The following is a 12884-nucleotide window of genomic DNA, read 5'->3' on the forward strand; positions in this document are numbered from 1 at the left end:
ACAAACAAGGGGGCTAATTCTTAATTAGTAATATCGAATCCCATTTTAATTCCCTTAGTCAAGCCCTTTCCGCTTTCTGACTGAACATCATCACGAATGTAAAGAGTATACCTTTGTCCAGCTTCATAGCCTGAATCTGGAGCTGACACCAGCACTTTAGTTGGGTCACCTTCTAATAATGCTACACTAACCCCTTCTACCAAATAGCCGTCAGCATCGACAACAAAAAAATTATTATTATTAACATCTGAAGACGCTAAAGAATCGTTAAATTCTACTGTCCATTGATAGTGGGCATTAACAACTCGGCTGTTTTCCCAATCCGCCCATTCCCCAGAAAGGTCAGGCAAGGTTCCTTCACCTGGGTCAGGCACCGTAGACTGACCTCCTAAAGTAAAGGTTACTTCGAATGTTCCTTCTGCGTTTGGTAGAGTAATTGAAGGATGTGTTAAATCTAATACTTGTACCTTATATTCTTGGGTACCATTTTTAAATGTTAGAACACCTGGGACCTTTTCATTGTTATAACGGAGTGATTGAAGCTTATTTCCATAGCTGTCTGTCACTTCTAAGACTCCGTCGCGGCCACCGCCTAGACGAACTCTTTCCCCACCTATATAGGAGGACAGATTAAATTTCAAATCTGTTTTTAACTTATCGTCAATTGTCACTATTTGGTTACCAGACACAGAATAGACATCCGTTTCAAATTCATATGCCCACTCATTATCAACCACAACTTCGTACATAAAGAAATCATAATCGCCTATAGTGGTATAGAGATTATCGATATCTGTATCTCCCTGTACATGATAGCATGTATTTACATATTCAAAGTTACAAAGCGCAACCTCATTAACCACTACATTGCCAGAGATTTCATTATTGAATGTGATATTGGCTACATCATTCTCTGCAAACATGACCACATCATTAGCACTTGTAAAATTCAGTTCTTCGGTAAATAAATTGTAAGCATCATTGCCTTCCTCAACAGTTACCTGCATTCCATAAATTCCTTTAGGGACATGTACACTATCTCCTGCCGAAATATCATCAAAAGTCCCCGTTGCCATAGGTTCGTTATTCCCGTCTAGAGCAGTCAATACAATAGTTTCATATTGAGAAATAGATGTCTGTGCAGGAATATCAAAATTCACTTCCGTATAATCGTCTTCATTAATTGTAATAGGGACGATGTTTCCTCTATCACTCTGATCGATTTCGACTTTATACATCCAATTTCCTTGTTGGATATAGCCGATAAAAGGACCTTGTGCAGTCCAATCAATTCCATAAATTAATAGTGTATTTGTATCTTCATCATAGTCTGTGTCGACATCCATAAATTCATAGTAGTCTTCATCAAGGTATTGAAGCTCGTCCAATTCAGGATATTCACCTTGATTTATTTCCGGTAAGTCAATCGTAACATCGGCATTTGGTTCAACAACCCTAATCGTCGCCGTTGTTGTATACCCTTGGTATTCAGCAATTAATGTTGCAGAACCAAGAGATTCACCAAAAATTTCAGAATCATCTACAGTAAAGATAGATTCATTGGACGAATTAAAGTTTACATCATCAGGATCCAGAGAATCCGAGGAACCATCACTGTAGTAAACCTCCATATCTATTTCCCAAAATCCTAAGTCGCGCCCTTTTAAAACGGTATACTCTTCATTCTCGAAATCTATACGCTCGATTTCTAGATTCGTACTATTTTTTTGAAGAGTGATCGTGGTCTTGGCTCCTTCAACAGGAATAGGAAAACTAGGTGTTGCTGCCAAACTTGGTGCTGCTAATGTTAGCATTAACACTAAAGCAAAGAATAATGATAAAAACTTCCGCAAATCTAAACCCCTCCTATGTAAAAAATTCCATTTTCATCATAACATGGGGAGGAGATTTCTACTAGTAAATATTGATTCTAATTACCTATTAGATGGAATAATCTATTAACTATTGGATCACAAAACCCATCCTCACTTCTGATTTGCTGATCTCCCCATTTTTCGCTTTAAGCCCTTTTTCAATTTGCAGATAGTATACTTCTCCACTTTCATAACCCTCTTGGGGCGGTAGTACTTGTATAATCCGGTTGTCCTGCTCGTTTAAGAGAACTTTATTTTCTAGTTGTTTTCCATTAGAGTCTATTATTTTAAACCCGCTATGATTAAAGGCAGCCGAACCGAGGGGTTGCGACATTTTAATATTCCATATTTTTTTCGGAGATACATTCGTTCTTTCTGGAAAATAAGTTATCTCAGGATTCATTTCCTTAGCGTGATGGAGGGCTTTTTCCACATTCACTTTTCCATGACCTATTTCAGACTTCCCTGCACTGCCAGGCAATGCTTCTGAAGATCTAATCAGAATTTCTTCTACCTCCTGTACAGATAGGTGAGGATTTGTTGAAACCAGCAATGCAATCGCCTTTGAAATGAACGGGGCAGCCATACTGGTTCCAGACTTATAGGTGTAACCACCATCATTCCAAGAACTCCATATCTCTTTTCCCGGGGCAATAAAATCTAAGTTTTCACTGTACTGAGAGAACTCTGCAACCTCCTCTTCTGCGGTGTATGCTCCAACGGCATAAACTTCAGGGTAGTTTGCCGGATATTGAAGATTAGCGACTCCATTATTACCAGAAGCGGCAACCATGATAATTCCTTTTCTATAAGCCTGTTGAACCACATCTCTAACGAGGTGAATATCTGTTTCCATACCCAAGCTCATGTTAATAATATCCACCTCTTGTTCTATTGCATAATACATCCCCTTAAGGAAGGAATATACATCGCCTGTTCCACTTTTATCTAACATCTTTATCGGGATAATTTTGATATTCGGGTTATGATTTGCAATAATTCCAGCCACATGTGTACCATGGCCGTGTTCATCTTCAATGTCCCCATCACCTGTTGCGTCATACCCGCCTTGTATAGAATCCTTCAATAAAGGATGATCAACATCAATTCCTGTGTCGACAACTGCAACCTCAACTTTTTCTAGCATGGGGTCACGATGGGAAGGAAAGCTCATGGACTCATATCCCCAATACCTATTCGCTGTAGTTTGAGTAAGGAACAAAGTGGGATATCTTATAATGGGCGCAGGGACAACACGATTCTCTATTAGAGAAGAAACTCTTGAATCATCCTCAAGTTCATTCATTACATCTGTATCGACTTTGATTTTGTATAAGTTTTCATTGGGGATGCTATCCCTTACATGAAGCTGATATTCCTCTTTTAACTGTGAAAAATAAGAAGTTTTAAGGATATACTCTTTTTCTTCTGCAAAAGTGACAGACCCTTGAATGAAAAAAACAGTTATCATAAATAATAGTGCAATAAAATAATAATATTTCAGTCTCATAGATATCCCCCCTTTCTTTCAAAATGAATTTTGAAATTATCTTCAATAAGGTCATTGACTTTTTAAGTCTCGTACTTCAATTCGGACTATAACTTCACCACGCTCAAATAGTGGTTCAGATACATTCAACTCGAATATCTCGGTTCCTTCGTACCATACGGCACTATCATTCGGGATGATATCCTCTATATCTTCCGGTGTCAGACTTTCATGATCTGGTGAACGGCCAAATCTTTCGGTTAACAAGTTTTTTAACACCTGATACGTTTCTTTAACCGTCTTATTTGCAATTAAAGGGTCCTTTTCATCCCAATATTTTTCAAAATAGGTCAATGCATAAGCGTTATGACTAAAAGTGGCAAATATCATATTATAAACTTTCCCATTTTTATTGAAGTCGTAAGTTAAGGTTGTTTCATCTTCATTTACATAAATCTCGTCTGGTCTCCCTATTACGGCCTCAAACTCCTCAACTGTCATTCCCAAATATAGACAATCGGTGATTTTAGGTAATAGACCATTTTTCACACTAACTGTAGTAAATGGCATTTTCACTTCTTCTTTTAAGGACGCCCCACCTTTTGCCTTGATTCCGCTAGTCACATACAGAGTGAAGGTTTGATCAGACTGGTATCCATGTTGGGGTGCATGTACGGTGATTGTGGTATTGTCATCTGCAACCTCAACATCATTCGTTAGTTTTTGACCACTTGAATCTTCAATAAAGACATGAGCATTGCTGACAGTTTTAGCATCTAGTATCCTATTAAACTTAATCGTCCAATCATGATGAAGTGGAACATGATTTACCATCTCAAAATTCTTGTAATTCTCTGCTGCTGCATGGCTCCCCACTGAAGTTAAGAGAACAGCAAGACAAGCTAATACAAAACTAGACAGAATCATTCTTGTTTTCTTCATTGTGTACCTCCTAGAAGATATCATAGATGATGTATACTACTTAACCTATAGAACGAAAAAGGAAAGCTCATAAGAACTCTCCCTTTTATCAGGCTAAACATGGATTTAATTAACAGTAAACTCCATTTTTACCGAATTCTTTAAGTCTAGGCCTGTTTTCCCTGAAATCTCTTTTCCAATATATAGCATGTAAGTTTCTCCTGCTTTATATGGCTGAAGAGGGGTAATAACAACCGTCTTTGTAGCTGCTGAATAGCTAATGGCTGTTTCAACTAAGCCTTGTTCCCCGTTTATGACGACAATATCTAATTCAGATAGCGTCGTTTCATCAAGTTCACCACTGAATTTGATATTCCACTCTTTTGTTAAAGGTACATCATCCGCAGGTGCTTCTTCTATGACCTTATCATCATTCTCAATGGTCTCTTTTACCTTATCCTCAATTTGCATAATCGTTGCTGCTGCTTCTGCTACTGCATTATGCAATTCCATAACACGGTTGTAGCGTTCTGTTAACACAGCACTGTCTACGCCTTTTGCTGAAAGCTCATCTAACCTTTTGGCAACTGCATTTAATCGGTTTTGCAGAGCTTTGAATTTACCAGCATAACCTTGATTATTTTGCAGTTCTTTCTCAACATTTTCTACTTCTTCTTCGATTTCTTCATCTGTCAGCTCATCATCGTCGTCTGCTTCTTCTGATTCAGTTTCGTTTTCCTCTTCGAGAACTTCTTCTGTCTGTTCCCCGCTCTGATCATCATTTTGCTCGACGCCTTCTCCCTCTTCATTTGCTGCTTGTTCTGTGCTTTCCTCTTCCGTTTGGTCAGCTGATTCTCCTGGATCTTCTTCTACTGTTTCAGGATTTTCTTCTGTCAATTCTTCACTTAGATCTTCTTCAACGGTTTCTGTGGATTCCGCAAGGCTTTCTATTACGCCTTCCTCAGCTTTTTCGTCAACGGATTCTTCCACAGCTTCACTAGGAATTTGTCCTTCTACTGTTGTATCATCAGAAGCAGCTGGCTCGTCATTGAGCTCTTCAGTTGCTTCTTCCTCTATACCCTCATCGTTTTCTTCTTTTGACTCTTCCTGTTCTTCTAAACCTTCTTCCAGTGCATCTTCTGTTTCTTCCTCAATCTCTTCTACTGCATCTTCTTCAGCTTCTTCTGTATCATTTGACTCCGTGATCGAAGAAAGCTTGTCCGTATAGTGACTAATTTTGTCTTCAATCTTATCGAGCTGCTTATCAATAGACTTTAATTCCTGGGTCTGACCTTTGTTTTCTTTCTGTCCTTTTTCCTCAGCTTGGTTTTGTTTCTGGTTTTGGTTACCTTTTTCGTTCGCCGGCGGCTTATGCTCCTCTTTTGGAGCAGCCGAAACAGGACCGGATAAAATCATTCCCGTAGCAAGTACAGCAGCAACAACTGGTGTAATCTTTTTGTACATTCCCTTTTCCTCCTTGGTAGGGGCAGCTGGCTGGCATAGGTTTCCCCTTAGCCCCTTTAGCTTTGTGACATCAAATTTCTTTGATTGTACCCTATTTAATTTATCGGCTTTTGGGGTCATATTTTGATAGAAAAATAGTGACTTTTTATCAGTATTTTTTGAGCATCAAAGGATAATAGGAGAGCGGATGCTGTACCTCATCCACTCTCCTATTAATTGTCTACTGTATTTATTTTTCTATCGTAAATTTAAAAGTTACAGCTTCCTTTAAATAATCGCCTTTTGCAGACTGTAAATTTTTCTCTATTACCAGATAGTAAGTCTCACCTGCTATATATCCCCCTAGTGGAGGGTGTACTTTTATCGTTTGACTATCCCCGTGCTCGATGAACTGAATTCCTTTTTCACCAAAACGATTTAACACATATACATCCGCATCACCAAGATAACTGCTTAGATCTGTATTAAACTTTACATTCCAGACTTTATCAGAATCTACATTAGTCTGTTCACCAAAATGTTTATACCCTTCCATTGGGTAAGGTATTTCTTCAGGTCCTTTTTCTACCTCAATGGAAAAAGAGGTTGTTTTCCCTCTATAGCTTGCTACTATTGTTGTTGTTCCAGGATTTTTTGCCGTTATGATACCTTTACGAATCTCGGCAACTTCAGGATGATCTATGCTATACTCAGCTTCCATTGTTACATCCAGACGCATTCCATTACTTAGCTCGGCATAGAGAAGGAACGGAGATTCCTCTCCTGATTTTAATGGGCTTTTAGGAAGCATAGCCATCCCAATCCCGCTTATTTCTCGTAAGTACTCAATATCAGAAACCGTTACGATATAATCCTTTTCCTCTGAACGAGGGTAATCAACTACTGAATAACTCCAGCTTTTTGTGTACGTTTGGCCTGCAGCTTCTCGGATTAAATTTCCCAATTTTTCCTTATAATTGACATCATTTGTTACGTAACGGAATGAAAATTCATAATCCATTTTATCAAGATAGGCTGAAACGAGTTTGATCACTTCTTCGTCTGTTGAAGTTGTATACTCATCGTCTAGGAAATGCAAATCCAAACTCTTTGCTAACTCTTCATATCCTAAGGCAGATAGAACCTGTGCATAATCAGTTTGAGCTGTCGGATATAGCAGATCATGGCCATTTAATCCGCCTTCCTGCCAATGATGGTCATTAGCAATCATCTTATCCGGTACTAGATAGTAATTATAGACTGTACGTCCTTTTTCATCAGGAACAGGATCATCCCAAGTTGCGTCTAGATGGTACCACTTCCCGTCTAATTGCACTAGATTCCAAGCATGTCCGATGTCTCCAGCTGTTCCGCTAATAAGACGGACAGGTATATTTAACTCTTGCAGCATTTGATACACCAGCATCGCATACCCATTACACAACGTCGTTCCTTCCGTCAATGCAAAATACGGTGCATTCACACCCTGATTATATGACTCATCATATTCAACGTTTAATACGATATAATCATGAACCGCTTTTACCTTCTCATGCGTATTCATATCCTCTTTAATAATTTCATTTAAGATCTGCGGTATTCTCTTATCCACATAGGCCTTTTGTTCGGCTGTTTGATAGTAGCGTGCCGAAAAAGTAAGGGTCGCCCACTGACTTGACACATCCCCATAATAACTGAGTCCTCTATAGTCATAACTCAAATATTCATTTCTTAATAGCACCGTCTCCAGTGCTTCGTTAATTTTCCCTTTGAGATCAGTGGTATCACCTTCGTATGTAATCGTAAAAACTGTTTCCCTTTTTAGCAGGGCCTTTTCAATTTCCGCTGCTAACCCGTCAAGACTCTGACTCTGAAAACTAGGTGCAGCCTTAATACTTGAAGCCTGTATGGACGAGCTGCCGTCTGCCATATGATTTGTCCATTCAGCATGAATTTGATAGCTTTCTTCCGCATAGCCATGAATAGGCAAGACACAAAAGAACATAACCGCCCAAAGCCAAATATACCTTTTCATCATTAGGTCCTCGTTTCTAAATCTATTTTCCTATATTCTATCAAAACGTAAGAATGTTCATCTATGATAATATGATAAATTGATGTGAAAAACTGGTAGAAGATCCCCCCTAGTTGCCTCTCCCTCTACTAGTAGGAAAATAATCCCAAAACAACCAATACAAATTGAGTCAGTTATAGTAAAATATAGTAGTATTTATAAATTAATAGGAGGAAGGTCAGTGATTAGTAGAAAGTTTATAAACATTTTTTCATTGCTTTTCATCATATCATTAGCATGGTTTCTTTCCCCTCAAGAGGCTTTAGCGGAAACACGCAATAGTAAAGTTTGGCCCGCAAAAGAGATGAGCGTTGCTCCAAATAAAATTTGGACGATACGTTTTAATAGTGATCTCACTTCTGAAAAAGCATCGGATAGCATCATCGTAACGGATTCAGAGGGAAATGAAGTGAATGTAAAAATAACACAAGTGGATAGGAAGGCCATTAGCATAGAGCCGCCTATTGGAGGTTATTTTCCAGGGGAATTATATGATTTATCTATAAGCGACTCTTTGAAATCGAATAGCAACCAACCTCTTAGACAGCCTATTTCCATGAAATTTAAAATTGACCGCAATGAAACATTGGAAATGGAATTTAACAAACAAGTAATCGAAGTAGAAAATGAAAATGTCACGATGGAAGGTCCAGACACACTTACGATTAACAATACAGCGCTAGACGAGCCTTTAGTTAACGGTGATATTATTAAGCTGCCACCATCGGAAGAAAACCCCCTCGGGCTCGTAAAAAAGGTTATTTCCAAAAATGAAAATGAGAATACAACAACGATTGAAACGGTAACACCTGAAGTGAATGAAATCTTTAGTGATCTAGAAGTTTATCAAAAAGTACCTATTACCGCTGAACACATTTCGGATGTTCCTGAACAAATTTCAATAAGGAATGTGAAAATCCTACAATCCTCTTCAAAGGACTCCGTCAGAACGGACGCAACATTCGAACCTATTCCAAACATTAAGGCAAAGTGGGACAGCGGGATAGAGGTGGAATTTAATCACTTTCTTGTAAAAACCAAAAGTGGACTCCCCATTTATTTAGATGGGAAACTAATTTACAAAGCTCCAGTAGCTGAATTTGATCATAAATTAAAAAAAGGAAAATTAGAGCGCTTTAATGTTGAATTAATGACTGTAACGGAAGAACAATTAACTGTATCACTGGGAGTGCGCGGTGACTTCAGCTTGGAGGATATACATAAGCAGCTTAAAAGAGAAGATTTTGAAAGCACTGTTAAAGTCGGAAATGTGACAGTTCCGATTGGTTCAACTGGACTAGGCGCCGTTGTGGAGCTTGGATTCTTTCTCCAGGGTGATTTCAAGGGCGATGTGTTTGCTACTGTCAGCAGAAATACAGAGCTCACACTTGGAGCCATTGCAGAGAATGGAAATGTCACCCCTATTTTCAACTACGAACCCGACTTAGGATTTAAACTTGGCGGCAGAGGGGAAGCCAAAGTTGAAACTGGAGGGTACTTAAATGTATACCTGGTATTTGCTAATATCCTTCAAGGAGGCTTAAATAATCGAATTGGGTTGTACTCAGACCTGAAGTCACAGGCAGCTATTGGTACCCATGTAGAATATGATTTAGATGAAGGATTTGATCTTGACCCTTCGCTTGCATGTTACAAGTACGAACCAGGGAGTTTTATTGATAGCACCATCTTTGCAGAGATAGAGCTCGGCTGGTTTAATTATGAAGAGACGCTGCTTCAAGTAACCTTCTTTGAGGATAAAAATCCTTTTGATTCATATGTTCAAAATAACTGTAAAGAGCTAGAAAGCTTGTTTGTCTTAGAAGAAATGATCGTTGAACCGGGTGAGTTGAAGGAAGTATTTGTTGTAGGCCAATATTATGATCATTATGATTTACTTCAGAACTATGAGGATCTAAAGCAAAACGGCAAGTGGAAATATATTAAGTTAGAATCTAGTAACCCAGCTATTGTAAAAGTAGTAAATGGACGATACATTCAGGTTGACCCGAGAGCCGTTGATGGCGACCGTGCATCGATTAAGGTTACTTATCAAGAAGAAGATATTGTAAAAACAGAGGAAATCTCAATTGTCATTCATTCTGATATTCCAACGATCGAACAAATGAAAAAGATGGCAGAATCGATAGGGTATGATATTAGTCGGATTTTAATTAGTGGCTGGGAAGATAATGATGATTACTCTCAGGACGATTTCTCTACCCTTGAGGACGACTTAAAAGAAGTCGTAACAGAGGATTATATGTTCGGAACCTTAAAACCTTATTATGAACATGATATGTGTTACGCTTGTGATTCCGGGATGTTCCCTTTCTCTGTTGCAACAGACCTTCTGTTTGAAGTGTTAGAATCAAGCTCTGAGAAATTGGTGATTAAAACAGCAGAGCTAGGTAATGAGCTGAACTCAGGGGGACTTATAACATATACATTTAAGAAACAAAATGATAAATGGCTGCTAGATGACTACCGCTTTCAAGTATTTAGTGCAGTAAATAAACTGGGAGTCACTGCAGAACAAGCGGAACAATACTTAGAAAGCTACTACACCAATACTCGTTATTATAACTACAATGAAGTAAGTGCGGCCTTTGCTTATAGCGGTACCGAGACTTCTTATGATTGGTATACGGATAGCTACTATTTAAGAACCTACTATGTGTTAGAAGTGGATACAGACAAAGACCAATTTAAAGTGAAGTTCTACTCAGATGATGGCTTTTTCTATACAAATGAATTCTGGGAATTCAGTTCCTTAAGTACTGACCAAATAGAAAAAGAACAAGTCAACATTATAGAGTTATTACCAAACGGACAGCTTCTAGTTGAAAAAGATGGCCAGCAAATGAACGTTCATATAAATAATATCAAATTAGCTTCACAGGATGAACTGCGCGAGCTATTAACAAATGCAGAAAAAATAGAATTAGAGTTTGATATCATTCAACGCGATTCAAAAGGAAATCTGTTAGCCTATGTATACGCAGATGGAACGTTGGTCAATGAATGGCTCATTCAAAATGGATATGCACATCTTCATCATATCCATGCTAATACCCGCTATATGGAGCAGCTTGTTGAATCACAGAAAGAAGCCAAAGCATCAAAACTAGGATTATGGGAGAATAGTGAATATTCTTTTGATAGGTACTAATAGGAACCCCCCTTTAGAGAATCCAATGGGGATTCCTTATGAGGTGCAAAACGGTAAATCACATAAACACCACAACACAATTCAAAGAATATTGCACAATCAAATGGCTCAGAGATGCAAATATCTCTAAGCCTTTTTTATATTTTATTTTATTCAATAAAGCATCCACTACAAAGAGTTTGAAAAATAAGCGGAGAAAATTTCTCTTAAATAGGAAATAGTACTGAAAATAGTTTAAATAGCCGGAAATTTCGTCTATTGGCTCAAAAACCGTGAAAATGGGTAGTTTTGCTTTGCTTAACCGGAAAACCCTCCGCTTATTTTAAATATTATTGGTTGGTTACGTAATTAAGGATAAGACTTCTTATGTTACAAAAAAACAATAAACCAAGTGAACCTCATTATAATTAAACCGAACAATCTTTCATAATCCACGTACTGTACCACAAAAAGTCCACACACTTCCTGTGATTTACTTTGTGAAAGAGGAAATGATAAGTAATTATAATTATAAATCAATAGAGTATGAACAGTGAATTCAAGTGTGTTTTACACTGTTTGCATCTCATCTCTATAGTAAACTCCTATGTTTTCAGGATAAATCCGCACTGGCCTCCACCTCAAACCTAATCGAATGCAAACTATTTAATACCTGACCTGTTTCATCTTCTATAGTCGGATAAATGTAGAGCCAGTTGGTACTCCCGGGATCGTAAGGAATAGTTGGTGAAACCGTTACTTTGTGTTGATCAAATGATCGTTTAATAGAAGTAGGATGTGCTCTACCTGTTTCATCAAAAACCATGATACTATCTTTTGGAATTGAACTAACGGCTTTATTAAAAGAGATCGTCCATTCTTTATTTTTCGAAACAATCTTTTCTGTTGACATTTCGACACCACGTTGACGATTCAAAAATGGATCAATTTGAAAGACTCCTAACCCATAGTAAGGGTCCTTTCCTTTTATCCCTAAATCCAAGGTAGCTGCACTTACCTCATTCTCTTCCAAATACTTTGAAAAAGGCTGATGTGTTTTTGCGATAGCAAAGGCTGCAGAGGCATAGGCCGCCGCAAAGGATGTCCCATTGACTTCCATGAATTCCCCCTTCTCGTTCATAACTGAAATACGTTCTCCTGGCGCAGTAAAATCAACAAAATCATTATAATTCGAAAATGAGGAATGCTTGTATTGCTCATTAATGGAGCCAACAGAAACTACCTGTTCATATGAAGCTGGATAGTTGTAAAAACTTTTTCCGTCATTACCCGCAGCAGCAATAACCGTAATCCCCGCATCTGCAGCCTTTTGGATCGCTAATTGTTCCGCGGTATTAGGCGTGGGGCCAGAAAAGCTTAAGTTTATAATATCAACATCTACTTTTATACAATAATCGATGGCTCGGATAATATTACTTACCTCAAGACTTCCACTTTTATCACCAGCTTTTAGTGGAAGTACATAGATAGGTAATTGGTTTCGAACCTGTGTAATGACGCTTGTTACAATTGTCCCGTGTCCGTGATCGTCAATTGGAGCAATCTCCTCATCAAGAAAGTTTTTACCTTCTAGAATATACGGATCTTCTAACACTGGGGAAATACCGCTATCAATCACGGCGACTACAACGGGACGAGCAGGACGATATTGCCAACTCATCGATACATTCGTTTTTTCAATAAACCAGTTTTGGTGTATGGGATCGATGGACGCAATGGTTCGGGTGTCGTTTGCTATACCCTTCATGCTACCACTGGAAATAATTGTCATACCCAAAGATGATAAGTATTCTGCATTCGGATCAACTTCTACTCTATTACCTATTAAAATCGTTTCCTCAGCCAAAGCATATGTCGGCATACATAATAGTAAAAAAATCATAAAGCAGTAACGATACATGAGAGACTCCT

7 protein-coding genes and 1 riboswitch are annotated in these 12884 nt (G+C 38.3%); of the genes, 1 reads left to right on the plus strand and 6 read right to left on the minus strand.

Going from position 1 to position 12884, the window contains the following annotated elements:
* Window positions 1-20 precede the first annotated feature (20 nt).
* From CZ487_RS24500 to CZ487_RS24520, 5 genes are all read right to left on the minus strand, one after another.
* On the minus strand, window positions 21-1853 hold the full coding sequence (locus tag CZ487_RS24500; protein WP_077214979.1) for a hypothetical protein: 1833 nt from the start codon (window positions 1851-1853) through the stop codon (window positions 21-23).
* Window positions 1854-1962: 109 nt separating this feature from the next.
* Window positions 1963-3384 (minus strand): S8 family peptidase, encoded by a 1422-nt coding sequence (locus CZ487_RS24505; RefSeq protein WP_077214980.1) that lies wholly within the window; start codon window positions 3382-3384, stop codon window positions 1963-1965.
* Between the two features lie 51 nt (window positions 3385-3435).
* Window positions 3436-4305 (minus strand): Ig-like domain-containing protein, encoded by an 870-nt coding sequence (locus CZ487_RS24510; RefSeq protein WP_077214981.1) that lies wholly within the window; start codon window positions 4303-4305, stop codon window positions 3436-3438.
* Between the two features lie 105 nt (window positions 4306-4410).
* Window positions 4411-5748: an Ig-like domain-containing domain gene (locus CZ487_RS24515; protein ID WP_077214982.1), complete on the minus strand. Its 1338-nt coding sequence runs from the start codon at window positions 5746-5748 to the stop codon at window positions 4411-4413.
* A gap of 18 nt (window positions 5749-5766) precedes the next feature.
* Window positions 5767-5849: riboswitch (cyclic di-GMP riboswitch) on the minus strand.
* Between the two features lie 128 nt (window positions 5850-5977).
* Window positions 5978-7765 (minus strand): transglutaminase domain-containing protein, encoded by a 1788-nt coding sequence (locus CZ487_RS24520; RefSeq protein WP_084783384.1) that lies wholly within the window; start codon window positions 7763-7765, stop codon window positions 5978-5980.
* Between the two features lie 217 nt (window positions 7766-7982).
* On the opposite strand from CZ487_RS24520, the gene CZ487_RS24525 reads away from it, so the two are divergent.
* Window positions 7983-10973 (plus strand): thermonuclease family protein, encoded by a 2991-nt coding sequence (locus tag CZ487_RS24525; protein ID WP_077214984.1) that lies wholly within the window; start codon window positions 7983-7985, stop codon window positions 10971-10973.
* A gap of 592 nt (window positions 10974-11565) precedes the next feature.
* Here the strand turns inward: CZ487_RS24525 and CZ487_RS24530 are convergent.
* Window positions 11566-12873 carry a S8 family serine peptidase gene (locus tag CZ487_RS24530; RefSeq protein ID WP_077214985.1) on the minus strand — a complete coding sequence of 436 codons (1308 nt, stop codon included), beginning with the start codon at window positions 12871-12873 and terminating at the stop codon, window positions 11566-11568.
* Window positions 12874-12884: the final 11 nt, after the last annotated feature.

Origin of the sequence: Robertmurraya dakarensis (assembly GCF_900156875.1) — a bacterium.
Taxonomy (GTDB): domain Bacteria; phylum Bacillota; class Bacilli; order Bacillales; family Cytobacillaceae; genus Robertmurraya; species Robertmurraya dakarensis.